This window comes from Gemmatimonadota bacterium (genome assembly GCA_040882465.1).
Classification (GTDB): Bacteria; Gemmatimonadota; Gemmatimonadetes; order Longimicrobiales; family Gaopeijiaceae; genus JBBEBG01.
In genome coordinates, this window is the sequence record JBBEBG010000001.1 from 161,490 (window position 1) to 184,283 (window position 22,794).

The 22,794-nt window shown below is 65.7% G+C and carries 25 protein-coding genes, 1 tRNA gene and 1 pseudogene; 10 read left to right on the plus strand and 17 right to left on the minus strand.

Translation table 11 applies throughout. The features are described 5' to 3' along the window. Positions 1-123 precede the first annotated feature (123 nt). The 4 genes from cpaB to WEG36_00740 form a co-directional block, all read right to left on the minus strand. Positions 124-999: a Flp pilus assembly protein CpaB gene (gene cpaB, locus WEG36_00725; GenBank protein ID MEX1256120.1), complete on the minus strand. Its 876-nt coding sequence runs from the start codon at positions 997-999 to the stop codon at positions 124-126. A 132-nt stretch (positions 1,000-1,131) separates the two neighbouring features. After that, positions 1,132-1,662, minus strand: coding sequence for a prepilin peptidase (locus WEG36_00730; GenBank protein MEX1256121.1), 531 nt, complete (start codon positions 1,660-1,662; stop codon positions 1,132-1,134). A 119-nt stretch (positions 1,663-1,781) separates the two neighbouring features. Continuing rightward, on the minus strand, positions 1,782-1,970 hold the full coding sequence (locus tag WEG36_00735; GenBank protein MEX1256122.1) for a Flp family type IVb pilin: 189 nt from the start codon (positions 1,968-1,970) through the stop codon (positions 1,782-1,784). 199 nt (positions 1,971-2,169) lie between these two features. Then, positions 2,170-2,364, minus strand: coding sequence for a hypothetical protein (locus WEG36_00740; protein ID MEX1256123.1), 195 nt, complete (start codon positions 2,362-2,364; stop codon positions 2,170-2,172). Positions 2,365-2,905: 541 nt separating this feature from the next. On the opposite strand from WEG36_00740, the gene WEG36_00745 reads away from it, so the two are divergent. Further along, entirely contained in the window at positions 2,906-4,180 is a 1,275-nt protein-coding gene (locus WEG36_00745; GenBank protein ID MEX1256124.1) for a glycosyltransferase family 4 protein, read from the plus strand. Positions 4,181-4,258: 78 nt separating this feature from the next. Here WEG36_00745 and WEG36_00750 read toward each other — a convergent pair whose 3' ends face one another. Genes WEG36_00750 through WEG36_00760 form a run of 3 tightly spaced genes read right to left on the minus strand, consistent with a single transcriptional unit; the run spans position 4,259 to position 6,249 of the window. Next, a complete protein-coding gene (locus tag WEG36_00750; protein ID MEX1256125.1) occupies positions 4,259-4,816 on the minus strand; it encodes a J domain-containing protein in 558 nt (185 codons plus the stop codon). Between the two features lie 18 nt (positions 4,817-4,834). Further along, entirely contained in the window at positions 4,835-5,137 is a 303-nt protein-coding gene (locus tag WEG36_00755; GenBank protein MEX1256126.1) for a MoaD/ThiS family protein, read from the minus strand. Beyond that, complete coding sequence (locus tag WEG36_00760; GenBank protein MEX1256127.1) at positions 5,134-6,249, minus strand: exo-alpha-sialidase; 1,116 nt, start codon at positions 6,247-6,249, stop codon at positions 5,134-5,136. Before WEG36_00760 ends, WEG36_00755 begins: the two co-directional genes overlap by 4 nt. 27 nt (positions 6,250-6,276) lie before the next feature. Here WEG36_00760 and WEG36_00765 point away from each other — a divergent pair, with 27 nt between their 5' ends. Next, the gene (locus tag WEG36_00765) at positions 6,277-7,131 is read left to right on the plus strand and encodes an aldo/keto reductase (protein MEX1256128.1); all 855 of its coding nucleotides are present in this window, start codon (positions 6,277-6,279) and stop codon (positions 7,129-7,131) included. 52 nt (positions 7,132-7,183) lie between these two features. Here WEG36_00765 and WEG36_00770 read toward each other — a convergent pair whose 3' ends face one another. Beyond that, on the minus strand, positions 7,184-8,332 hold the full coding sequence (locus WEG36_00770; protein ID MEX1256129.1) for a TonB family protein: 1,149 nt from the start codon (positions 8,330-8,332) through the stop codon (positions 7,184-7,186). Positions 8,333-8,924: 592 nt separating this feature from the next. Then, on the minus strand, positions 8,925-9,083 hold the full coding sequence (locus WEG36_00775; protein MEX1256130.1) for a hypothetical protein: 159 nt from the start codon (positions 9,081-9,083) through the stop codon (positions 8,925-8,927). On the opposite strand from WEG36_00775, the gene WEG36_00780 reads away from it, so the two are divergent. After that, positions 9,082-9,990 (plus strand): IS1595 family transposase, encoded by a 909-nt coding sequence (locus WEG36_00780; GenBank protein MEX1256131.1) that lies wholly within the window; start codon positions 9,082-9,084, stop codon positions 9,988-9,990. The two genes, WEG36_00775 and WEG36_00780, sit on opposite strands and share 2 nt — an antisense overlap. Here the strand turns inward: WEG36_00780 and WEG36_00785 are convergent. The 3 genes from WEG36_00785 to WEG36_00795 form a co-directional block, all read right to left on the minus strand. Continuing rightward, positions 9,920-11,197, minus strand: a complete 1,278-nt coding sequence (locus WEG36_00785; protein MEX1256132.1) for a hypothetical protein — start codon at positions 11,195-11,197, stop codon at positions 9,920-9,922. The two genes, WEG36_00780 and WEG36_00785, sit on opposite strands and share 71 nt — an antisense overlap. Positions 11,198-11,293: 96 nt before the next feature. Next, positions 11,294-11,377, minus strand: a tRNA-Leu gene (locus tag WEG36_00790). 111 nt (positions 11,378-11,488) lie between these two features. Further along, the gene (locus WEG36_00795; GenBank protein ID MEX1256133.1) at positions 11,489-12,358 is read right to left on the minus strand and encodes a tyrosine-type recombinase/integrase; all 870 of its coding nucleotides are present in this window, start codon (positions 12,356-12,358) and stop codon (positions 11,489-11,491) included. A gap of 136 nt (positions 12,359-12,494) precedes the next feature. Between WEG36_00795 and WEG36_00800 the strand changes: the two genes are divergently transcribed. The 3 genes from WEG36_00800 to WEG36_00810 all read left to right on the plus strand — a co-directional run bounded on the left by WEG36_00800 (position 12,495) and on the right by WEG36_00810 (position 16,156). Next, positions 12,495-14,861, plus strand: coding sequence for a carboxypeptidase-like regulatory domain-containing protein (locus WEG36_00800; protein MEX1256134.1), 2,367 nt, complete (start codon positions 12,495-12,497; stop codon positions 14,859-14,861). 88 nt (positions 14,862-14,949) lie between these two features. Next, a complete protein-coding gene (locus tag WEG36_00805) occupies positions 14,950-15,549 on the plus strand; it encodes a sigma-70 family RNA polymerase sigma factor (GenBank protein ID MEX1256135.1) in 600 nt (199 codons plus the stop codon). Continuing rightward, positions 15,539-16,156 carry a hypothetical protein gene (locus WEG36_00810; protein ID MEX1256136.1) on the plus strand — a complete coding sequence of 206 codons (618 nt, stop codon included), beginning with the start codon at positions 15,539-15,541 and terminating at the stop codon, positions 16,154-16,156. Before WEG36_00805 ends, WEG36_00810 begins: the two co-directional genes overlap by 11 nt. Positions 16,157-16,495: 339 nt before the next feature. On the opposite strand, the gene WEG36_00815 is transcribed toward WEG36_00810, so the two are convergent. Genes WEG36_00815 through WEG36_00825 form a run of 3 tightly spaced genes read right to left on the minus strand, consistent with a single transcriptional unit; the run spans position 16,496 to position 19,289 of the window. After that, entirely contained in the window at positions 16,496-18,061 is a 1,566-nt protein-coding gene (locus tag WEG36_00815; GenBank protein ID MEX1256137.1) for a glycosyltransferase family 39 protein, read from the minus strand. Beyond that, a complete protein-coding gene (locus tag WEG36_00820) occupies positions 18,058-18,363 on the minus strand; it encodes a lipid-A-disaccharide synthase N-terminal domain-containing protein (GenBank protein MEX1256138.1) in 306 nt (101 codons plus the stop codon). Before WEG36_00820 ends, WEG36_00815 begins: the two co-directional genes overlap by 4 nt. Continuing rightward, entirely contained in the window at positions 18,360-19,289 is a 930-nt protein-coding gene (locus WEG36_00825) for a glycosyltransferase family 2 protein (GenBank protein MEX1256139.1), read from the minus strand. The genes WEG36_00820 and WEG36_00825 overlap by 4 nt, the downstream gene beginning before the upstream one ends. Before the next feature lie 276 nt (positions 19,290-19,565). Here WEG36_00825 and WEG36_00830 point away from each other — a divergent pair, with 276 nt between their 5' ends. Then, positions 19,566-19,853 (plus strand): hypothetical protein, encoded by a 288-nt coding sequence (locus WEG36_00830; GenBank protein MEX1256140.1) that lies wholly within the window; start codon positions 19,566-19,568, stop codon positions 19,851-19,853. A gap of 208 nt (positions 19,854-20,061) precedes the next feature. Here the strand turns inward: WEG36_00830 and WEG36_00835 are convergent, their stop codons facing one another. Beyond that, positions 20,062-20,319, minus strand: coding sequence for a hypothetical protein (locus tag WEG36_00835; GenBank protein ID MEX1256141.1), 258 nt, complete (start codon positions 20,317-20,319; stop codon positions 20,062-20,064). A 306-nt stretch (positions 20,320-20,625) separates the two neighbouring features. Between WEG36_00835 and WEG36_00840 the strand changes: the two genes are divergently transcribed. Further along, on the plus strand, positions 20,626-20,907 hold the full coding sequence (locus WEG36_00840) for a hypothetical protein (GenBank protein MEX1256142.1): 282 nt from the start codon (positions 20,626-20,628) through the stop codon (positions 20,905-20,907). Positions 20,908-21,148: 241 nt separating this feature from the next. On the opposite strand, the gene WEG36_00845 is transcribed toward WEG36_00840, so the two are convergent. Then, a complete protein-coding gene (locus WEG36_00845; protein ID MEX1256143.1) occupies positions 21,149-21,313 on the minus strand; it encodes a hypothetical protein in 165 nt (54 codons plus the stop codon). Positions 21,314-21,585: 272 nt separating this feature from the next. Between WEG36_00845 and WEG36_00850 the strand changes: the two genes are divergently transcribed. Beyond that, on the plus strand, positions 21,586-22,350 hold the full coding sequence (locus WEG36_00850; GenBank protein ID MEX1256144.1) for a hypothetical protein: 765 nt from the start codon (positions 21,586-21,588) through the stop codon (positions 22,348-22,350). 257 nt (positions 22,351-22,607) lie between these two features. Beyond that, positions 22,608-22,794, plus strand: a pseudogene (locus tag WEG36_00855) (transposase zinc-binding domain-containing protein).

Genomic DNA, 22,794 nt, shown 5'->3' on the forward strand with positions numbered 1-22,794 from the left:
CTTGGGACCCTTCAGGGAGCGTCAGGAAAGCGAACCCTAGGAGCGCCCACCTCCACCCCACGCACCTACGTGCGTGTCCGCGACCAATCCCGCGTGGGAGTCGCGAATTCCTCTCTGCCTCTCTCACGAGCCACCTCCTCCGCTTGCCTCAAGGGTACGATCTACATCGGACGTCGAACGCTCGGGTCCGCGATATACTTCGAGCTGCAACTGCGTCGGCGCCTGGGGCGCCGGGGTCGTGGCGGCCGGGCGCGGCGCAGTGGACCTTACCACCGGCTGCGGGCGACCCGCGATGACCTGACTCGCCGTGATTCCGGGAGTGGACACCGAGTCCATGTCGAGGGGGTTTCTGAGGGCAAGCTGGAGACGCCCGTTCGAGTGTGAAATGGCGAGCTGCTCGGCTTGGTCCGGAGCTACGAGAACCGTGACGACCGCGACCTCCACCGGATTCCCATCGGGGTCCCGCTCGAGCGACTGCCCGGCCGAAACCACTTCGATGTTCTGGAGCACGAGGCGCGTCTGCGCCTCGTCGCTCGATCCGGTCCGATCCATCGTTACGACCACGTCCACGCGGGTCCCCGGAAGGACGAAGCCGGCGACGCCGACCACCTCGTCCACGCGAACCGACATGGCGCGTTTCCCTTGAGGAATCATGATCGGCATCCCGCCGCCCGATTCCACGCTGGCCAATTTCTCAGAGAGGAGCGGCTCGTTCGTCCGGACGGGCTGCAGGAGCCCCCGTCCAAGCACGTCCGCGGCCGAAGTGCTGTAGCCCGCGGGGAGGTGGCTCGCCGGCCACTCCACCATGGTCACGTCTTCCGGCCCCAAGAGAGTCCCGGCGTTCATGTCTCGGGCGGCAACCGCGACACTCGTCATGCCCGTCTCCGCCGCCTGAGCCACGTTCGACTCGGGAGTTCGGAGCACGCGCATGGCGAGGAGAGCCGCAGCTCCCCCGGCCGCCACCGCCAGGATCAGTAATATCATTGCCTGTCTTCGCATGGCCCTTTCCGGTTCGTGTCAACCACTCGCTTCTTTTCCCGATGCCGGCTGGCATCGTGGACGCCTCCCACGGCGTTGCCACCTTCCCCTACCCTTCCCCTCCACGACCATGAGGGCGGGACTCCCCGGGTCTCAGAAAAACCAGGCGAAGACCGCACCCGCCGAAATCGCCAGTGCGTACGGAACGGTCACCGCACCGGCTGAGTGAATCGTGAGCCAACCGTCCGAATCCCCCTTCTTCCATCCCGTGAGCGTTCCACGGCCGAGCGTCATCGCCATGAAGAAGAGATTCCTGAACGTCCGACCCACTGCGCGGCGTCGAATCATCTCCACGGCCGCGAGAACTCCGCCCACCAGCGCCATCGCGATGAATCCGCTGACCAGGCGCTGCGGACCCAAAAACGCACCGAATGCCGTGAGGAGCTTGACGTCCCCACCCCCCAACCCTCCCACCAGAAAAAGCGGAAGAGCGAAGAGGAAGCAGATCGCCGCGCCCGCCAGCGCCATCCCGACCCCGGGGAGTCCATCCGCCAGTCCCATGAGAACCGCGAAGCCCAGGGAAGGGATCGTGAGCGCGTTCGGCACCCGCCGTTCGCGGAGATCGAACCATGACGCTGTGATAGCCACCAGGATCAGTGTCCCGCCGATCATCCATTCGAACACGTCGTTTCCTCCTGGACTGCACCTACGAGAGTCTGCCAGACTGCCCAGCGGCCAGAACGGAAGACCGGAAAGGCCTCCCTCATCCTGACCGCTGGGCCGCCAGAGGCACACGTGATGCGTTAGGGCGCACCGCCGCCACCGCCACCGAACAGCGCGTTGGTGACCTGAGTGAACCCACCCGACACGGCGTTCGCGAACGGCGTAAGGACAGCCATCACGACGATCGCCACGAGGACGAGCAGCATGGCGTATTCCGCCAGGTCCTGCCCCGACTCGTCCTGCCAGAGACTCCTGAACATCTGCGACATTCTTTCCTCCCGGCCTTTCGGCCATTGATTCAGATCTCGGCTCTCTCGGCTTGCGGTCGGTCCGGCCCATCGAGGAGCCTCGCCGCGGACGCGCCGTTAAGGGGCCCGTCGCGCCCTATCCCGCAAACCCGGACCGGAGGGATCTGAGGCCCCGATCTCCGCATTGGATGTCTTTGATTCCCAACCCCCTTCCTTCGATCTACGCCTCCACTCCCTCCACCCGCCGTCCTCGCCGCTTGGCGAAGAACCAAGCCGTCACGCCGGCAGCGACGAGGAGGAGTCCGGACCTCCCATCCCCTGCGATGAGCGCGAGCACTCCCAGCAGGGCCACGACGACGCCGCCCCAACTGAAGAGCGCGGTGAAACGCAGTGGCTTGACCTCTTTTTCCGACATGATCCGCTCCTTTTCTCCGTGCCCTCGTTGCTGCCGCGTTCGCGGCGGCACCCGACCGCCGTGCATCCGATCTTCGGCCCGAAGCGCCGACCCATTAGCCGGCGCGGATCCAGTGCTACAGCGCGGGTCCGACAGAAGGGGGGGAAGTGCATGGTCTGTGCCACGCCGTCCAGAGAGGGCGATTGCGCCCATTCCACAGTCACTTTGAGGGGTTTGGCAGGGATCCAGTGGAGAGCGCAGTATCGGTAACTCCTTCGGCACTTTTGTTCGGTATGCAGGAGGGGTTTGAAGCGCACGCGGCATGGAATCGCCTCGTTGGGCGAATCGAGTCTCCGGCACGCTCGATGCATGGTATGGAAGGGACGACGACTGCGGAGAGACCTTCGCGGGTCCTCGAGCCAACGAGGATCGGCACCTAGGGAGATGTCATGTACCTTCAGTGCACTTCGTAATGCATCAGGCTCTCGGAACGTTGACTTCGAGTCGCGTTGCCGTGGCGGGCGGTGGTTTTCGCTCGACGCTCCCCCCCGAAGTCCCTTCGGTGAACGTCCGCGCCTCGCGCCTCCCCCCGGGTCCTTCGCTCCGCGTGCTCTGGCTCGCAGATTCGGAGCGTGAGGCCCTTGTCGAGACCCGGGTCGAGGCCTTCGCCGAAGCGGCCGATCCGGAGCAGCTCCGAATCGAGTTGCTTGGATGCTCCCGGCCGGACGGTGCGCTTTCCTCCGACGTCGGCTTCCACCCAGCCATGCGGCCAGAGTCCCTGGACGGCCGAACCCCTCGTGACATCGCCGCCTTCATGCGGCTGGTTCGACTTCTCAGGAGCGGTGACTACGATCTGATTCACGCCCACCTTCCCTGGGCGTGTGTGTGGGGATCGCTCGCCGCCCGGCTGACCGGCGTTCCCCTCGTCGCGAGTCTTTACGGAACCGGGGGCACGGAAGGGGAAGCCGCCGCCTACGCGAAGCTCGAGCGGACGGCCGTGAAGTCGCTGCAGCGCTGGTCGCGCCGCGTGGTCGCCCTCTCGGGAGCGCAATGGGACCAGTTCGTGCGGAACCACGTCTTTCCCCGTGGGCTTCTCGAGGTCGTTTACCCTGGCGTGGACACGATTTCGCTACCGGAGCCGAACGTGCGGGACCGCCTCGCGCTCCGCCGCATGACCGGGTTCTCCGCGGATGCCCTCGTGGCCGTGACGATCGCCGAGCTGGAGGACCGCCGGAGCGGCGTGGATCTCCTCCTCTGGGCCATCCCCGAGATCCTCGCCGCGATTCCCGACATCCGTTTCCTGATCGTCGGGGGTGGGACGGCCAAGAATGAGCTAATTCGCAGGGTTAAGGCGCGTGGCCTAAATCGTTATGTACATTGGCACGACGATGGACCGGAGGCCCGCAGGTTGCTCACGGGAGCGGACTTCTTGATCCACCCGAACTCAGGGGAACCGTTTCCCTTTCCAGTTGTGGAAGCCATGGCCGCCGGCCTCCCCGTCGTCGCGACGCGCGCCGGGGGCGCGCCGGAGCTCCTGGGACCCGACAACGCGGGGCGTCTCGTTCCTTCGACCAATCCTGAGTCGCTGGCCAAGACTGTCATCGAGCTTGCACAGGTCCCCGAGCAGCTCGCACGAATGGGGCTGGCCGGGCAGGCTCGCGTTCGGGACAAATTCTCCTCGGATCGCTGGGTGTCTCAGATGACGCGAATTTATCGGAGCGTCGTGGCCGAGGCGGAGTCGGGGGTGAAGCGGCCGGCGTGGCCACATGCGGGCCTCAGTGTCGAACTCCTGGGACTGAAAAAGGGACTGGCCGCACTCGCATCTGCGCGCCGCTGAGAGCTGGCCCCGTAAGTTAGTCCCGTGTGTCACCCGGGGTTACGGTACCACACCTCGCCTCGCTTCGGCGCCGCGTGCCTAAGAGTCTCCGGCCCCACCTTCGGGTAGCAGGAGCGGCCCCGGCCGGGTTCCTTCCGCCGACACCCGATCGACGCCCGATACGGTCACCGCGAAGCGCCCGTCCTCGAGCCGCTCGATCCATCCTTGTTCCTTCAAGTACCAGACATGGAATTTCATGTGCTCGGACGGACAGTCGAGGAGCCGTTCCAGCTCATAGATTCCCACTCCCGGCTGGTCCACGTCCTGCCGCCGGGCGGCGTATAGGAGTGCGAGGATGGCGGTGCGAATGCGGAGGTCCGAGGCGAACTCGTTCTCGGCGGGTCCGGGGTCGAGGAGCTTCCACCGTTCCGCACGGATTCTCGAATGGCGGGCGTCGTATTGGGCGCGGCGCTCCGCGTCGGTGAGGACCCGGAACGCATCCGTGATCATCGCGAATCGGTCGGGATCCCCTCCGTCGGGCCCGTCCGGATGGTAGCGCTTCGCGAGAAAACGAAAGACCCGCCCGATCGTTTCACTGTCCGCGTTCGGGCTGACCTGCAGGATCTCGTAATAGTCCGCCGATTCCCCACTTGCCATGGCACTTCCCCCCCCTGGTTACCCTCCGGAAATCGCCCCGATGACCAGGAAGGCCTCGGATCCATCGAGTACCGAATCGGGCAACGGCGTATTTGTCGGATCATGGGAAAGATCCGTGCCATCGGCGAAATACCGAATGAAGGCCCGGCGCTCCTTCGTCCTCTGGTCCCGAATTGTCCCACGCAGCATCGGGTAATGGCCCTCGAGGGCATCCAGGACATCTTTGATGGTCGGCGCCTCCACCAGGTCCACATGCACTTCTCCCCCCACGCGCGCGAGCGTGCGAAGGTGTGCGGGAAGCGCGACCCGGACCGATCTCACGGAAGTGTCTGAACCTCGACCGAATAAACGGCCGGAAGATTCTTCACGATCGGCTTCCAGCTGTCCCCTCCGTCGGGGGAAACGTAGACTTGCCCGCCCGTGGTGCCGAAATAGACCCCGCAATCGTCCAATGAGTCCACGGCCAACGCGTCGCGGAGGACGTTCACGTAACAGTTCCGCTGCGGGAGCCCCTTTCCCAACATCTCCCACTCGTTCCCCGCGGTCCGGCTCCGTGCAACCCGGAGCCGTCCGCCGGGAGGATAGTGCAACGCGTCGCTCGTGATTGGAATCACGTAAATCGTCTCCGGTTCGTGGGCATGCACGGCGATCGGGAAGCCGAAGTCCGTCGGGAGGTTTCCGCTTACCTCGATCCACGACTCTCCGGCGTTGTCGCTCCGGCAGACGTCCCAGTGCTTCTGCATGAAGACGGTGTCCGGACGCGACGGATGGAAGGCGAGGTTGTGAACGCAGTGACCGACGCTCGCGGTGGGATTCGGGAGAAAGTCAGAATTGAGTCCGCCCGTCGCGACATGCCAGGATGCGCCCCCGTCATCCGTGCGGAAGGCTCCCGCGGCGGAGATCGCGACATACATGCGCTTGGGATTCGCGGGATCGATCAGAATCGTATGGAGGCACATTCCGCCCGCCCCCGGCATCCACGCTTGCGGAGTGCAGTCGGTGCGGAGGGCGGGAAGCTCCGACCAGCTCTTCCCTCCGTCCCGTGACTGGAAGAGGGCGGCGTCCTCGACCCCCGCGAACACGGTGTCGGGATCGGTCACCGAAGGCTCCAGGTGCCAGACTCGCTTGAAGGCCCAAGGGTGGGGGGTCCCGTCATACCAGAGATGCATGCCCGGCTCGCCGCGATAGGCGAACTCGTTCCCGACCGGCTCCCAACTCTTCCCTCCATTGTCCGAACGCTGGACGACCTGCCCATGCCAGTCCGTCCATTGCGAAGCATAGATCCGGTTCGGATCCGCGGCCGAGCCGTTCACATGCATCACTTCCCACCCCCCGAAGTGAGGGCCCGACACCTTCCAGCTCCGCCGCGCTCCGTCGGACGAAAGAACGAACGCGCCCTTCTTCGTGCCGACGAGGACTCGGACTCCGGTCATAACAACCTCCGCTTCGCATGGACCGACGTGGGAAAGTGGAACTACTCAAGGGTCGAATACGGAAAGATAGTCGCCCGGGGAAATGGGGGACAGCCTTACTCGGGGGCTGATCTCGTGGCCCTTTCCGGACGAATTCCTGACCTTTTGGAGGGTGGCGCGGTCGTGCTCCGCTTCACGGAGCACGGCGGAAAGTTCATTGACACGGCACCCTCTTATGGCGCTTCCGAGCAGGTGCTCGGGGAGCTCGCCCGGGATATCGGGAGCTCCGACGAGATGTGGTGGGCCACGAAAGTCAGTGGAGTGAATGGTCGCGCCACGGGGCTGGCGCAGGTCGCGCAATCCGAGGCACGCTTGGCTCCCGGCCGGATCCGGTTGCAGCAGGTCCATAATCTGGGTGACTGGCAGGTCCAGCTCCCGCTCCTCCGCGAGCTCAAGGCCGAAGGGCGGATCAGCTATCTCGGGATCACGACGACGGGCGACAATCGTTACGAGGACGTAATCCAGATGCTGCGGAACGAGACGCTCGACTTTGTCCAACTCGACTTCGCGATCGACAATCGTGAGGTGGAGGAGACCATCTTTCCGATCGCGCGCGACCGGGGCATCGCGACCATCGCCGCCCTTCCCTTTGGGCGAGCGCGCCTCTTCAGCCGCGTGCAGGGACGGACTCTCCCCGAGTGGGCCGCAGAGTTCGACGCGAATTCGTGGGCCCAATTCTTCCTCAAGTATCTCCTCAGCAATCCGGATATGACCGTAGTGATTCTGGGGACTTCGAACCCGGACAACCTGGTGGACAACATGGGTGCTGGACTGGGGAGGCTACCGGACGCGGCCATGCGCCGCCGGATGGCGGAACACGTGGACGCGCTGCCGCAGGCCTGACGCGCCGCGCCGAAGCGGCGCCATCCGGCTACGACGTCGGATCGGATCGGGCTCAGCGACGGTCGAAGATGACGCCGACGAGGATCCATCCGGCGGCCGGCTCGCCCGCGATGCGCCCTGGAGTGAAGGCGAAGTCATGGGCGACGCGGAGCGCCGCTTCGTCCAGCTCGGAAGCTCCGGAGCTCTGGTGCAGCTGAACACTTTCCGCCACCCCCTCATTGTTGACGTAGAACCACAAGTCGGCTCTTCCTCCGATCCCCGCCTCCAGCAGGTTCGAGGGGTATTCCCTGCGAAGCGCCGCTCGGACCGCGGTGGAGTTGCTGACGCGGGGCGGGACCTCGAAAAAAGTGACGATCGGCCGGCCCCTGGGGTCCACCGCCGGCGACGGAGCCGCGGTGGGAGCGGACAGGAGGTCTTCGATTCTCACCACCTCGGCGATCGTAGGTAGGCCGACATCCCCGCCGTCCGACGGGAGTTCAGCGCTCAGTTCGATCACGGGCGGCGGGATCGGAATGCTCTGAACTGCCTCGTCCACAAGGACCGCGGGATCCACCTCGAAGTCGGACTCGGACACGCGAACGGCCTCGGAGCCTTCCGGGACCAGTCGGAAGGGCGCCGGCGGTGAAACTGCGCGATCGGCGCCGAGATCCGTCATGGCGATCGGACCAAGGCCGAGGTCCAACACGGACTTCGCCCTCGTAAGGTTCGTGGAGTCCGCGAACGCCTCCTCCGTTCTCAAGCGGGGGATGACCAGGAATGCGGCCACCACGAGAGCTCCGGCAATCGTTATGAGAAACGCCGCCGCGCGGCGTGGACTTCCGATTGAAACCCGAGCTGGGAACGATGGGCTGGGCTGGAGCGGGGATCGGACGGAAGGAATGTCGGGAATCGCGGCCGCGACCTCGAGGGACGGTGGCTCGACCTTCGCGGGGGCGCCGACACTGCCGACCGCCGCGGGTGGAGCACCCGACGCAGACGTCGTTTCGACGGACGCGACTGACTCCGTCCTATCCGTCGTTGTCTCGGAGATGGCATCGGAGCCCGCGACCCAGGCCTCCAGCGGCTCCTGCAGCTGGAGGCTCGCCTCTTCCACGACGAATCTCACCACCGGGATGTCACCTGCCCGCCGCCACTCGTTCGTCCCCGAGTCGTAAATCGGCGTATCCGGCAGGACATCCCCGCGGACGACGCGGAGGGTCAACGCCTCCATCGAGAGAACGGCGAGCTCGCCACCGTCCGTCGTGCGAATGCGGAAGCCGGGGGGAGGAAGAGGACAAAAGTTCGCCTTCGCGGAAGATGATACCGCTCTCCACACGGTTCATCGCAGTAGCCGTCCGAGTGAGACCGATGGGGAAGACCCCTTCCCTACGCGACCCCAGGCACCCCGCACGGCCGGAGCACCGAGTGGATCGGTGGAGGCAAGAGCAAGTGCCCTGCGCCGCACTACGCCGGGAACATACCAGGGCCTCCGCCAGCGAGAGTCCCGGAGTCTCGAGACGATTAGGGAAAGCAAGTTCCGAGCCGTGGAGCCGTCGCCGGGTGACGCCCCATCGGATGCGCCCTAAACGACTGCCCTAGCCTTGAGATGATGGGCGTCGAGCGCCAGAGCCTGAAACGGCGAGAACCTGGCGGGACCCTGTCAGTTCGCTGGACAGCTACGCCCCCCCTAGCACCGCCGGCCGGAAGCGAGGCCGTGCGGAAGATTGGGCGCAGCCGGCAAGCCGAGCTCTCCGCGCTTGTATACCTGTTGCACGGTAGGCCGAATATGCTTATATTGAAGCATGGACAGTCACTCACTCCTTCGGCGCGGGCTTCGGATCGTCCTTGTGGGCGACCTTCTTAAGCTCTTTGACGACCTTTTTGGAAAATACCTTCTCCATGAGTTCGTCGGCCGTGAGTGCTCTCACGTCGGCCGGAAGCTTGTCTTTCTCCCTACGCTTGGTTTCTGACATGCCTAACACCGCTAAGCTGAATTTGATGTCCCTTATGGATCAGTTCGGGGACGACAACACTTGCCGCGAGTACATCGAGAAGCTTCGCTGGCCTTCCGGCGTTGCTTGCCCGCGTTGCGGGGATCTTTCCGTCTCGGAGATCAGCACTCGCGACCAGTTCGATTGCAACGGGTGCCGCTACCGCTTCTCGGTTACGTCGGGGACGATCTTCGACAACACCAAGCTTCCCCTGCGGAAGTGGTTCGTCGCGATTTACCTCATGCTCGAATCCAAGAAGGGGATCAGCGCGAACCAGATGAAGCGGACCCTCGGTGTCTCCTACAAAACCGCATGGCATCTGTGCCATCGGATTCGTGAGGCGATGGAGGGTGGCAACTTCAGCATCGGCCCCACGCTGTTCGGGATCGTCGAGGTGGACGAAACGCTCGTGGGCGGTAAGCGCGAAGGTGTAGGGACCGGCAACACCGTCGGCAAGCATTGGGTTGTCGGTGCCGTCCAGCGCGGCGGCAACATCCGCCTTGAGGCCATTCCGAACGTGCGGAAAGCCACCCTGCACGACTTCATCTTCCGGCACGTCAGCGACGAGACTGAGGCCATCTACACCGACGAGCTCCGCGCCTACCTCGGGATCGCGGACCACAACACGCGCCACCAGACGGTCAAACACATCGCGAAGGAGTGGGTCACTCCCGATGGCGTTCACACGAACACCGTCGAAGGCGTCTGGAGCCTCCTCAAGCGTTCGATCATGGGTGCGTTCCACAAGGTCAGCGTGAAGCATCTGAATCGCTACCTCGAAGAGCTTGAATGGCGGTTCAATAACCGGGACAACGAGTTCATGTTTCGGGACCTTCTGACTCGGCTGGTGGAGGGGGAGGCGCTACGGTACCATGCCCTGACATCGTGACGGTAATACCCGAACTGGTCGCACCGTATTTGCCTATGAGTTCATCCAGCCTGGACATACGCCACTCCACCCGGCCCCTGACGGCTTCGGGCATTAGCCCCATGAATCGGTGCGGCTCATACAGACCACCGAAGGCGACTACGTCTTCGTCTCCCCTTGATGCGTGAAGGTATTCGCACACTCGCCCAATCCATTCTTCGATCCTCCCAAGGACGCCGTCAGTGCTGTCCGCCGCCTCGTTCGCGAGTCTATCGCCCTCTTGGCGAAACTCGTTCAGCCGGAAGGGAGAAGGCGGCGCCTTAAGCGGCGGCATGTCGATAGGCGTTCTATGTAGCGGCGGCAACTCGCGGATCAGCTTTTCAAGACTTTCCATCGTTGGCTGTGCCCGCAGTGTTTCGAGCGAGGCCAACGCCTTGTCATCCCTTGGGAGCCATTCTCGGTACTGGATGAGTAGCGCCAGATCCTGCCCCGTCTTTTCTGCGAACCGCCTGCACACCTCGCGAAGTGCGTTATACGCGCCGTAGAACTCCACGAGTGGGCGTTCCGGCTCCGCGTTTTCGCCTTGCAACAACGTTTCCTTTAGGTCGTTCATGGCCCGGTTCATCGGTTTGAGGTGAGATTCGTCGATGCACCGACTCAGCCAATTTTGGATCGAACTGGGCGACGGGTCCTGTTCCGCCAACCGTCTCCACACGCGACCCAGCGAATGGGCCGCTGCTTCGATGTCCGGCATAGCTTCCGATGCCCTAACGACGGCCTGTTGCCGGGCTACCGATGGGGGCTCGTTAGCTGGTGGGGCGATGGCTTGTACGAGGCGCAGGTCCGGGTTGTGCGCCACCCCAGCGCGGCCGTGTCTTCCCTCACGCCAGATCGCGCCAGCGAGCAAGGTTGTCGCGGCCAAGAACAAGAGGGATGGGGCGGGAGTCCACCACGGCCACGGGATCAGCACGGGCATAGCACGGGCGTTCACGGCCGCCTGGGCTATGCCCGACGCCGTAAAACCCGCCGACAGCCAAATGAGGACGGTGCGGGTGCCCAATGGCCGCAGGCGTGGCAGAGAAGACCACGCAATAAGTGCCAATCCTGCCACCGCGATCGCCCACTTGATATTGGCGTCAAGTTCCTCGATGAATGGCGTCACGACAGTGACGACCAAGAAGATGCCGAGGGCCGCTGTAGCCTTTTTCCACTTCGCGCCGATCTCCATGCCCGCCAATCTAAACAGTCACCGGACCGTGCAACAGGGTGATAAGCGCCGAGCTCTCGGGACCGCCCGGGCGTGGGTCCCTTCTCTCCTCGATGATGCCGGGGCCGGGAGTTGAACCCGGAAGGGCCTAAGCCCAGAGGATTTTAAGTCCCCTGCGGTTACCAATTTCGCCACCCCGGCGGGTTATTGTCACTGCAACAACTTACGGCCATCTCGGCCCGGTGCGTCTGGCCCACTCGGTGACAACCCCGGTGACAAACGGGTGCCAGAAAAGTCCAGTGCGTTTCCATACTACTTCCCTTCCGCGCGCTTACGGAAGGGGACAACCTTCGCCTCGCGGTACTCGACGACGGCGCTCCGCACGCGGACCTCGAGCAGGTGGCCGTATGTCTTCTCGATGAGCGACAGCGAGGAGTGCCCGAGCTCGCGCATCACCGTATAGGCGCTCACGGGCTGTCCGTGGTCCATGGTCTGAAGGCGCGTTGCCGCATACGTGTGCCGGAAGGTGTGGGGTGTGACCAGCTTCTCGATCTTCGCTCTCTTCACGGCGGATGCAAGGGCGCTTCGCAAGTCCTTGATCATCCCGCCGCTCGCCGAAGGGAAGATCAGAGCTCCTTCAGACCGTATGTCCAGGTGGAGCGTGAGGATCTCCCGAAGCTGAGGCCAGAGCGGGATCCACCTCCGGTGGCGCGGCCGTTTCAGGGCGCGGTACCGGTTCGGTCGGAAGTGAACCTGTCCGTTCACGAGGTCGACGTCCTCCCGGAGGAGCCCCAGCACTTCCTGGGCGCGTCCTCCGGTGAGGAGAAACGTGGCGAGGAGCGGCCGAAGGAAACGAACCCGGCGGCCGGCACGGCCTCCGTCTAGGTCGCCCGCAGCCTTGAGGAGCCTCGCCGCCTCTCCGATCTCCAGGTACTCCGCCTCCCGGCGTTCCACCTCGGGCTTCTGCGGAAGGCGCGGGACCGGGTTCACCTCCGCCCTACCCTCCGCCACGGCCCGCTTGAAGAGGGACGACAGCGCATGGATCTCGTGGAGGATCGCCTGAGAGGCAATGCGGGTGCCGTCACGCACCGCGGGGTGCCGGCGCCGGGCCGATTCGTACGCGGTTAGCGCGGCCACGTCGATGTCCGAGAGGCGAACTTCTGGCCCGAAGAACTCGAGCACCCTCGGCCATGAGGGCCTCCATTCAAGAATTCCTTGCTCCCTCAAAACCCCGGCCCCACCTTGCTGTCCCGCTCCGAGGGCCTTTGAAATGCCTATCCCTGGGAACTGATCGACCGCCTCGGAAAAGGCTCGTCAGATGGGGAACCGGCGGGGCACCGATGAGTTGCGGGAAGCGTCCTCGGACGGCGACTTTCGATCCATGCTTTCTCCCTCCCTCCTCCTGCTCATGGCGCTCCAGCAGCCGGGGGCCGCGCAGGGGTCCCTGGAAGGCACGGTCCGCGACGCGACCACGGGGCGCCCTGTCGCGGGGGCGTCGCTCCTCCTCGCCGACCTCGACTGGGGCGTACTGACCGACGCCAACGGCGCGTACATCCTCTCCCAGGTGCCGCCGGGGCCCCAGCACTTGACCGTCTCCGCCCTGGGATACGCGGAGCGGACGATCCATGCCCTCGTCCCACGGGCCGATCGGCTCCGGCTCGACGTGTCGCTCGATCCACGGCCCTTCCCGTTGCGCGGTCTTGAGGTAAGTGCACCCTCGGTCTATTCCGGAGTCCCCGGTGCGGTGGGGACGGTCCTCCGGGAGAGAGAGGCCGCTCTTCCCGCGATTCGGCAGGATCCGACCCTGGCGGAGCCCGATCCCTTCCTCGCGCTCACCGGAGGGGAGGTCTTCACGGCGCCGGAGACCTCCAGCGGAGTGCATCTCTGGGGAGGAGCCGCGGAACACACCGGATATCTCCTCGACGGGATTCCGGTGCTCAATCCGTTCCACGCCGGTGGTTTCTTCAGCGCCTGGAACCCGGACGCGCTAGCGGAGATCGGAGTCAGCTCGATCGTGCCGAGCCCGACCCTTCCCTCGGCGCTCTCCGGCATCGTGGCCGGCCGCACGCGGTCCCCCGGACCGCGCTTCGCCGCCCGTGGCGCGCTGAGCACAGCCCAGGGCCGGATCACTGTCGATGGACCAGTCGGCGTCCACGGCATCGGATACCTCGCTAGCTGGCGTACCGGATTCCCGAGTCCCCTCGGAGGAAGCCGCGAGTCTTCGTACCTGCGGGGCGAGACGGCGGATCTCCTCCTGAAGTTGACGGTGCCCAGCCTTCTCGGAGGGGAACTCGGCGTACTCTTCTACGACAACGACAATGAGCTCACCGCCGCGCGGGAAGCGCCCCGCCAGAGCGACGCGCCCACCCCGGACCCCCTCCCGCGCCACGGCTTCGCCTGGCGTTCCGAGTCGGCGGGTGCGACTTGGAGCCGGACCCGCGGCTCCATGGAAATCGTGTTAGCGCTCTGGAGGGCCCGCTCGCACGCCCTCTCCCAGTGGCAGCTGGCAAGCGTCCCCACGGCCCTGGGCTCGGACCACCGGGACCTCGGCCTCCAGGCAATCGTCCGACAAGAGGGATCGGGCTCGGCCACCCAGTTGGGATGGCGGGTCCAGAGAATTCGCGCCTCATACGACCTGCGGACTGGGGAAGGGGGGGGAAGCGACGCTGAGGGGGCATCGATCCCAGCCGACGAATTCGGGGCACCCCGCTCCACCCTAGAATCGACGATCACGATTGAGCGCACGGACGAAATCGGGGCCACATTCGCCACTCGGGGCGGCGCTGCCTTGACCTTCTTCGGAGGACGCATCTACTTCGCCCCGCGGGCGGGTGTGGAGTGGCAGGCCACCGGGTCCGTTTCCATAGGGTTCGGATATTCCCGCGGCGTCCAGTTCACACAGTCGGCCGCGAATCCGGAGTCCCCCGTGCGCACCATATTCCCCACGGAGCTTACGGTCGTGGCCGGACGTGCTGGAGTCCCCGTTCCTCGCAGCGATCTTGGGGTGCTCGGTGTGGAATGGCATCCCGCGCCCGGTGTTGCACTGGGGGCGCGCGGCTTCGTGCGCGGGATGGACGACCTGCTCCTCGTGGCCCTGGGGGAAGAGGGCCCATTTGCCCAGGACGGCGCCCCCGTCGGATCGGGGAGGGCGTCCGGCCTCACGGTGAACGCGTCGGCGATGGGCGCCCGGTACGTGGCGAAGGCCAGTTACGCGTGGCAGCGGGTCGAACTCGAGACGAGCGACGCGGAGCTTCTCCCCTCGTATAGCTCTCGGCAGCGCGTTGAAGCGGGCCTCGGCGTGTTTCCCTCCCCGACGCTCTCGCTTCGCGTCTCCGTTTCCGGAGGATTCGGCCGCAGGGGAACGGCGATCGCCGGGGCCTTCGAATGGGAGGCGTGCAATCTCATGGACGAAGGGTGCGAGTTCGCGGGCACTCCTCTCCTCGCCGGCGAAATCGGGGGACTTTCGCTGCCCGACTATCTCCGCGTGGACCTCGGAGTCCGCAAACACTGGCACCTGCGCATCGCCGGGCGCGACACCCTCATCTCCACCTTCGGTACTCTCACGAACCTCCTCGGGAGGCGGAATGTCCTCGCGTACACAATCGACGGCCAAACGGGCACGAAGACTGCGGTGGAAATGCTCCCCTTCTCCCCTCTCGTGATCGGCGTGGACTGGGAATTCTGAGAACCCAGGCCCCGCTTCACGGGCTCCCATCCGTCACAAGCGGAGGGTTTCGCCGGTTCCTCCCCCAAGAAGGAGGATGGCGAACGCCATGTCCAATGCATTGCTGCTCGACTTGGCACCCCGTGGACTGCGGGAGGTGACGAACCCGCCACCCCAAGCCCGTGGCCCGGAGCGGGGCGACGAGGAGTTCCGCCATGCGGTCTCCGGCCTCTTCGACGAGCACTTCCCGCGCCTCTTCCGAGTCCTGGACCGCGCCTGCGGCGATCCGGATCTGGCTGCGGACCTCGCGCAGGAGGCCTTCGTGCGGTTGATCCGCCGTGGCGAGCTCCCGGACGCTCCGGAGAGTTGGCTGATCACCGTGGCCCTGAATCTCCTGAGGAACGCCAGGACCGGCGGACGGCGGAGACGCGAGATCCTGCAGGCGGTCCCCGCGGGTCGAACCCACGCGGATCCCGCCCCGCCTCCTTCGGCCTCAGCGGAGTCGCGAGAGACCCGCTGCAGGGTCCGCTTCGCGCTCGATGCCCTTCCGGAGCGAGAGAGGGACCTGCTCCTCCTGCGCGCCGAAGGCTACAGCTATCGGGATCTGGCCCTCGCGCTCGGTCTCAACGAGTCGAGTGTGGGCACGCTCTTGGCCCGCGCCCGTGAAGCGTTCAAACGCACCTTCGGAGAGGTGAGCCATGCACCCTGACCGAGAGCCTTCGGACTCCGACCCCGCAACACTGCTCTCGCACCTCGATCACCCGGTCCCCGAGGTGTCCCTGGATGACGTGTGGTCTCGGGCCCAGGGTCGTGAACCCCGCCGGTGGCGCCACTCTTGGGCGGCCGGCGTGATACTCGCATTGGGGGTGGCGGGAGTGGCGTACGCAGCTCCCGGTTCACCCATCCCACGGTGGATCCGAGCGCTCACAGAGCGGGACGGGGTCGATGCGGGGGCGCCGACCGCCCAGGCCGAAGACTTGCGGGGGCTTTCGTTCGGCGCCGGCGAGCCGCTCCTGGTGGAGATTGCCCCCAGCAGCCAACCTTACTCCCTGCGCGTCACCCTGACCGACGACGCGGCCATCCTGGTCGGGACGTCGCGGGACGACACCGAGTTCGACGTGCGGCCCAATGGTGTCCGCGTCCAAATCGCCCCGGAAGACATGCTCCACGTGCGGCTACCCCGAGGCGCCGCGCGAGTCGAGGTGGTCGGCCAAGGCCGGACGCTTTTCCTTTGGGACGGCGTGCAGATTCGGACCGAGGCCTCTCGGGAAGCGGACGGAAGCCTCCTCCTGAGGGTTGTGCCCCCCGCACCCTGAACTCGCCCCGTCACAAGACGGCCCCCTCGATGGCTTCCGCTGACGAGGAGAGCATCCACCTACCGTCGACGGAGGGAACCGATGAACACCCACGGGTCCTCGCCTTCGCGACTCCCCTCCCCCGACTCAAGCCGGAAACGCGATGGAAATACGAGGGCGAGGCCGAGGACGGGGCCGAGGGCCTGAGCGTCACGCCGGCGCACGGGCTTGAGTGGGCAAGCGCCCTGGAACCGAGCGCTCCCGGATGGGATCCCGCGGCGCCGAGCCTGGCGGTCGCGAGGGGAAGGGCAACGGGGCGGAAGGTACCGGGGGGGACAGAGCATGCTGCGCCAACCGGCGCTATGGTCCCCGAGCCTCTGGGGTCACGATCCAGATCCGCCAACCCATTCCCGGCGGGGCCTCACGGCATTCCACGCCGACGGAGCCGCACAACGTGGACTCCACGGCAGCGGCGCGCGTCTCTCGAGCGACGAAGAGGTGAGGTGCGGAAGTCGGTTCGTTCGCGATCGCCGAGATCAGTCCCGTCAACGAAGGCGCCGAACCCTCGGGCGCCGTCCGCGCCCAGTTCAGCCTCCCACCCAAATAGAACTGGAGCCCATGGAGAGCCGATTCGTCCACGGCAACGACGAGCGGTGGCGCCGGGCGCGATGGGCGAAGTGCCGCTTCGCGCGAGAGATCGCTCGAAGAGGCCAGCATGCTCGCGGCGCCAATCGTAGCGTAAAGGCTCGACATGTCGCTGCGCGAGGGAAAAACGGCCGAGCCGACCTTGAGCGCCAGGATCAGAATTGCCATGATCGCGGTCGTCCGGGTCACTCGGCGCCGGAGAGTCTCCTTCGAAAAGCCCGTCACGAGCGCGCGCGCGAGCGCCAAGGGAAGGACCGCGAAGAAGGGGAGCACATAGAGAGGAAGCCGGCTGAGCGAGATCGACAGAACGGCAAGTGGAAGCGAGAGCCATAGGAACAGGAACAGATGGATCGGATCGCCTGTCAGCGTTTCTCGCAGGGGCCGCCGGGCGGCAGTGGTCCGATGCGCGCGACGCAGGCTTCTCAGGTGAACGAGCCATCCGCCCAGTCCCAGACCCAGCGGAAGGCCATAGACGAAGAGGGGCTTGTACCACTCCGGATTTCGTCGGAACTGGTCGGTGGCGACTCGGCCTACCACCTCGTCCCCGAGGAGGTAGCCAAGCAGCCCGGGAGTCCGGTGAATCACATCCAGGTACCATCCGAATCCCACGACGAGGAACGCGATCAGTCCCGAGGGAGAGGCGAGACGGGGGAGTCCCCAACCCCGCCGAAGTCCCGTCCCGTGAAAGACAAGCACCGCGAGCAAGGTCAGGAGCCCCGGCGGACCCTTCGTCAGGAAGGCGAGGCCACTCACAGTCCAAAAGGCGAACACCCATGCGCGGGTCGCTCGGGCCGAGTTCTCGCCCTGGTCTTCCGCGGTTCTCACCGCGCGCCAATAGAACGCGGCCGTCAACACTTCCCAAAGCGTGAGCAGGAGATCCGTGGAAATGGTGCTGGCCGCGACGATGGGAAAGAGGGATGTCGCATACGCGAGACCGGCGACTTGTCCGGTCCTGCGATCCCAGAGGAGGGTCCCGAGCCAGGTGACGGCTAGAACGACAAAGGGGAAGGCGACCCCGTTGACGAGGCGGGCTCCGAGGGCCGTGGGACCGGCGAGCGCGATCCCTGCCGCGATCCCCCAGTAGGTTAGGGGCGGCTTGGTCCAATGGGGCTCGTAGTTCAACTGAGGAATCCACCAATCTCCGGACTCCAGCATCTCCCGTCCGACCTCCGCGTACCTTCCCTCGGTCGTCTCGTACAGTCCCCGGCTTCCCTGGAAGGCGAGTCCCAATAGGAGCGCGAAGAGAAAGAGGAGCAGGGTCGGGCGCCGCGCGGAGGTCATTCCTGCGCGAGGCCGGCCCTCGCGACGGTTCGCTTGATGAGCACGAGATTGCGGGCGTACACGAAGAATCCCGTCGATTGCCCGATGATGAAGACCGGGTCCCGAACGTGGACGGCGTATAGGAGGAGAACTGAAGCCCCACCCAGACTGAGGTACCAAAACGCGGGCGGCACGAAGCTCCGACCGCGCCGCTCGCTCGCGAGCCACTGAACCAGGAAGCGCGCGCTGAACAAGAGTTGCGCGGAGAGTCCGAGCGCCAGCCAGGCGTTCTCGGCCGACAGAATCGAGACCCACGAGATCATGAGGGGATCCTCCGGCGTGCGGATCCGAGGGCCGTATTCCACACGAAGCCCGCTTCCCCGTCTAATCGGGCGTCCCGCGAGTCGCGTTCGAGGTCCTCGGTCGAGGGCGACCCGATGGTGTCCGGATTCTGCGGGCGGGTGAGATGGGGCTCGACCCATCGCGCCTTGAGCCAACGGACTCCAAGGGTGTCGACGATGCCCACCCAGAGGCGATTGTGCATGCCGTATTTGGTCCGCCCGTGGAGCCGAGGCCGATGCCGGACAGGAATCTCCACGACTTCGTAACCCCTCACCCGTGCCAGCGTCGGGAGGAACCGGTGCATCCCGCGAAAGGAGGGGAGGGCCGAGACGCATTCGCTTCGAAAGACTCGGAGCGAACAGCCCACGTCGGACACCTTCTCTCCTGTGAGGAAGTTCCTGAAGCCGTTGCCGATGCGGGAGGATAGCCTACGAAGCCAGGCGTCCTGGCGCCGGGCGCGCACGCCGTTGACCATTCCGGCCCCGCGGCGCTCGAGGTGTTCGATGAGACGCGGGAGGTCTCCGGGGTCGTTCTGGAGATCCGCGTCCATCGTCGCGATCAAGGGGGCGCGGATCTCACGGATTCCCGCTAGGAGGGCCGCCGACTGGCCGTAATTTCGGTCGAGAGTGAAGACCCGGTGCCGCGCGTCGCGCTCGCGCAGGCGAGCGAGTGCGACGGCGGAACCGTCCGTGCTGCCGTCATCGACCCAGACACACTCCCAGTGGTGCGTGAGTCCCTCCAGCGCCACCTGGATCTCTTCGGCGAGGACAGGGATGTTGTCGGCTTCGTTCTTGAGAGGAATCAGGACCGCCAGGTCGACGGCCCTCCGTGCGGTATAGATCATCATGGTGTGCGCCACGGTGGGGGCCTCCCGCGGCGCACCGAGGTGCGACTGACGAGGCCCCATGGGATCATCACCTCCGGCTCGGTTCCCGCTAAAGGAACCGACGAGGGGGTCGACTTGTGACAACGGACCCGTGGCATTTCGTGAGCCTCGCACCTCGCGCCCTGTTCGGCGGTTCCTGGAGTGGGGAACGTCGAGCCCCCGGGACCGTACTATCCGCCCTTCTGTCGTCGCGCTCGGAAGGCCAATCCCGGAGGAGCCCGAGCTCGCCCGCGGGCACCGACGCGAAGCGTTGGTGGCGAGGTGCTCCCGCTCCTGTGCCCCGCCTGCGGCGGCGAGATGAGGGTTCTCTCGTTCATCACCGACACACCCACCGTCCAGACAATCCTCCACCATCTCGCCCTTCCCCACCGGCCTCCGCCCCTCACCCCCGCGCGAGCTCCCCCGCAGGCCGAGCTCGAATTCGATCAGACGTCCACGTTACCGTCGCTTCGCTCCGGTGAGCCGGCGGGACACGAGATCGCCTGCCGAGAAGACCTCGGCCCGCACGGGTTCGACCCGTCCGATCCCGAACCCCTCCCCGAGCCGGACTTCGCCCAGTCCCCGCCGGGCCACTGGGATGCCTGATCCCTTCTTCCGAAACGTCCGCTCCCCGCTCGTCCTCCCGGCCCATCCGGACATGGGAATCGCGCGGCCTTTCTCCCGGCTCCGTGCGCCGCTCTTCCCTCACCCGTCCAGCCATGAGGGCCTCCACACCCGGGAATTCCTTGCTCCCTCAAAAACCCCTGCCCTACCTGGCTGTTCGCGCTCCGAGGGCCTTTGAAATGCCTCTCCCTCACTCGCCGAGGGCCGTGACCAGGCCGTCGCAGCGGACCCGGTCGAATTGGGCCTCGGACACGGCAGCCTCGATCCAGATCCGGAGGGTGCGAAACCCGAAGGCGTCGAACACCGGCTTCAGGAAGGGGTGCTGTCCCGCCTCGATCGTGAGCCAGCGGTACTCGGGCGGCGACGCGGGCCAGCGTTCGACCGCGCTCCGGGAGGGTGTCGGAGGAGTGGGGGCGTTGAATCGCCGCTGCAGCCTTGCGTGGGCCATCTCGTCCTTCGCACCGGGGGGTTCGGCGGCCCGTGGGGGGCCGCATTCCGGGGAGGAGGATGCCGGGGGGCCGTCAAGTCGGCGTCAAGTGACGCAGCGGGGCTGGTGGTAGGCGCGGCCTGTGCTCTTCGTGTCCGACGTTCAGAGCGCCCTCCGCTCTTACATCGACAAGCTCCGCTTCACAAAGAAGCGGCCGATGGACGACGTCTGCCAGATCGACCGGGGGAGGGTGCGAAATCATGGTCGGAGTACCCGCATGCGGTCGCTATGTCGGCGATCGACAGCTCCTCGCGCGCGAGCAGCCGCATGGCGCGCTCGGCGCGGTACTGCCGGAGCAACTCACCGGGCGTTCGGCCGGTGACCGTTCGGGACACGCGGGCAGGATGGGAGGGGTGCACTCCCACGGCGAACCGCTGGGCGGGGCTCTTCGCCCAGCTTCACCGGACCGGCGCCCTCGTTCCTGCGAGCGATCTCGCGGTGGCGGCCACGGCCTTGCACCTGGGATTTGGTGTCCTGGTCGGGCCGGCCGATGAGAGCCATTTCCGTCGGGTGGTGGGACTGCGCGTCGAGGTGCTGACCTCCGCTTGACCGCCGATCCCGTCCTGGAGCGGCTCCTCACCGCGTTGGCGGGAATCTTTCCCGGGCGCACCTACTCCATCGCCTCCTGAGGTCCCCGCCGGCGACAATATCCCCTTCTTATCTCTCCGGTCTCGCCTGAAACGCTACTGTGATTCCTCGACCCAGACTTCTGCCCCGCCCGACCCTTCATACCGCACATGAACCTGCCAGGGACGGCAGCAAACCTGACAATCTTCGACATAGTCCTGGATCAGGCCCCCCCTGGATCGAGGGTGATCTCGAGCTGCTCGCCACAGTATGGACATACGACCTGAGCCTCGGTGTGGAGCCCTCGACCCGCTTCCAGCTCCTCTTCCGGGGACTCCTCCCACGGATCCAGGCCGCTCTCCCGCTCCTCTTCGCTGCTCTCTTTCATGAATCCTCCCTGATGCAGGCTAGCGGGCCCCGGGCTGGGGTGCCCGAGGTAGTACGTCCACGCGCGGTGTAACGAAGCGCTGCTACGCACGGATCGATTCGATACGCGCCGCGACCGCGCGAAGTTGGGCTCGAGACCGTAACCGCTGGCCGCGGCAGCACTTGACCATCGAACCGATCGTGGCCTGTCTCTTGCTTTGTCGCGGGGCGCGCCAGCCGCCGCGGTCGGCGCGCTTCGTTCCCGATGGCTTACCATCCTCCGAGGACTACCCCGTGTCGCCGAACTTCCCAACCTCCCGAAGCAGCGTTCTGGCTTTCGCGCTCGGTGCATTGAGCGTCAATGCCTGCACAGCCGACGCCGTCGGACCGATCCCATCGCTGTCGGTCGCCGACCAAAGCGCCGAAGCCCCCGCGACGATCGCCGGGGATCCGGGCGCAATCGAACTCGTGTCGATCTGTCCGGCCGACTTTCCGGACGCCACGGCGTGGAAGGTCGGGGTTTCCCCCGACGCTAACGGGAACGGGATCGTCTGCGTCGATTTCGCCGGGAAGGATGCTACCGCGGTCGACGACATCCTCGTCGATGACCGAGGCGGGAAGGGTCTCGCCGGCGGGCACGGCAACTTCGTCGACCGCGGGAAGAATGGGCTCCCGGACATCTCCTTTTTGTTCCACGGAAGGCAGACGGGGGCGCGCGGCGAGGCGAAGGGCAAGTTCGAGTATCATCACGTTGGCGTCGTGCGCGCCGACAACCCGAACGCCGGTCCGGATCTCACGGTGCACGGCGAGGTTCTGTGCCTCTTCATTGTCGGCAACACCGCCAGGTTCATTGGCGTCGTGACGCGGAGCAACGACAAGCCGCTTCCCGTCGGCCAATTCGTGGCCTGGGTGGCCACCGACAACGGCGAGGGAGGCAACGATCCGGCGGACCGAGTCTCCACGCTCTTCCCGACGAAACTTGGAAAGAACACCTGCGACGTTGCGGTGAAGCAAGCACCCACGCATCCCATCGTCGGCGGGAACCTTCAGGTGCATTAATCACCACACCGGAGTGGTACGCTGTGAGCGGCGCCGAGCGAACAGGCTCGGCGCCGTGCTCATTCGACACGACGCCGCGCAAACTCATTTGCCAGTCACGCCGCTCCGACGCCCGAGACGGCGCTCAGCACAGTCAGGAGACCGACTACCCCGCCATTAAACAACCACTGCGGCGGGTTGCTCACCCCCCCAAGGCGAGACCCATCAGCGCCGCGCGCCCGATCCGAACTGGCCACCTGTTCAGGGGGCTGCCTGCGGAGGATTTCCGCCGCTACCTCACATGCGGCATCCTGGCGCACGGGTTCGCCCGCGTGCGGTGCGGCGACTGCGGCCAGGAACGGCTTCTCGCGTTCTCCTGCAAGGGGCGTGGAGTGTGCCCGTCGTGCAACGCTCGGCGGATGGCGGAGGTCGCGGCGCATCTCACGGACCACGTGTTCCCGCACC

What these genes read in the sequence shown, in the direction of transcription:
- WEG36_00825 (MEX1256139.1), bottom strand. Translation starts at nt 19,289, where the DNA reads ATGGGGCCTCGTCAGTCGCACCTCGGTGCGCCGCGGGAGGCCCCCACC.
- WEG36_00845 (MEX1256143.1), bottom strand. Translation starts at nt 21,313, where the DNA reads ATGAAAGAGAGCAGCGAAGAGGAGCGGGAGAGCGGCCTGGATCCGTGG.
- WEG36_00830 (MEX1256140.1), top strand. Translation starts at nt 19,566, where the DNA reads ATGAGGGTTCTCTCGTTCATCACCGACACACCCACCGTCCAGACAATC.
- WEG36_00815 (MEX1256137.1), bottom strand. Translation starts at nt 18,061, where the DNA reads ATGACCTCCGCGCGGCGCCCGACCCTGCTCCTCTTTCTCTTCGCGCTC.
- cpaB (MEX1256120.1), bottom strand. Translation starts at nt 999, where the DNA reads ATGCGAAGACAGGCAATGATATTACTGATCCTGGCGGTGGCGGCCGGG.
- WEG36_00760 (MEX1256127.1), bottom strand. Translation starts at nt 6,249, where the DNA reads ATGACCGGAGTCCGAGTCCTCGTCGGCACGAAGAAGGGCGCGTTCGTT.
- WEG36_00750 (MEX1256125.1), bottom strand. Translation starts at nt 4,816, where the DNA reads ATGGCAAGTGGGGAATCGGCGGACTATTACGAGATCCTGCAGGTCAGC.
- WEG36_00775 (MEX1256130.1), bottom strand. Translation starts at nt 9,083, where the DNA reads ATGTCAGAAACCAAGCGTAGGGAGAAAGACAAGCTTCCGGCCGACGTG.
- WEG36_00800 (MEX1256134.1), top strand. Translation starts at nt 12,495, where the DNA reads ATGGGGAACCGGCGGGGCACCGATGAGTTGCGGGAAGCGTCCTCGGAC.
- WEG36_00810 (MEX1256136.1), top strand. Translation starts at nt 15,539, where the DNA reads ATGCACCCTGACCGAGAGCCTTCGGACTCCGACCCCGCAACACTGCTC.
- WEG36_00780 (MEX1256131.1), top strand. Translation starts at nt 9,082, where the DNA reads ATGCCTAACACCGCTAAGCTGAATTTGATGTCCCTTATGGATCAGTTC.
- WEG36_00785 (MEX1256132.1), bottom strand. Translation starts at nt 11,197, where the DNA reads ATGGAGATCGGCGCGAAGTGGAAAAAGGCTACAGCGGCCCTCGGCATC.
- WEG36_00820 (MEX1256138.1), bottom strand. Translation starts at nt 18,363, where the DNA reads ATGATCTCGTGGGTCTCGATTCTGTCGGCCGAGAACGCCTGGCTGGCG.
- WEG36_00835 (MEX1256141.1), bottom strand. Translation starts at nt 20,319, where the DNA reads ATGGCCCACGCAAGGCTGCAGCGGCGATTCAACGCCCCCACTCCTCCG.
- WEG36_00840 (MEX1256142.1), top strand. Translation starts at nt 20,626, where the DNA reads ATGGCGCGCTCGGCGCGGTACTGCCGGAGCAACTCACCGGGCGTTCGG.
- WEG36_00735 (MEX1256122.1), bottom strand. Translation starts at nt 1,970, where the DNA reads ATGTCGCAGATGTTCAGGAGTCTCTGGCAGGACGAGTCGGGGCAGGAC.
- WEG36_00805 (MEX1256135.1), top strand. Translation starts at nt 14,950, where the DNA reads ATGTCCAATGCATTGCTGCTCGACTTGGCACCCCGTGGACTGCGGGAG.
- WEG36_00740 (MEX1256123.1), bottom strand. Translation starts at nt 2,364, where the DNA reads ATGTCGGAAAAAGAGGTCAAGCCACTGCGTTTCACCGCGCTCTTCAGT.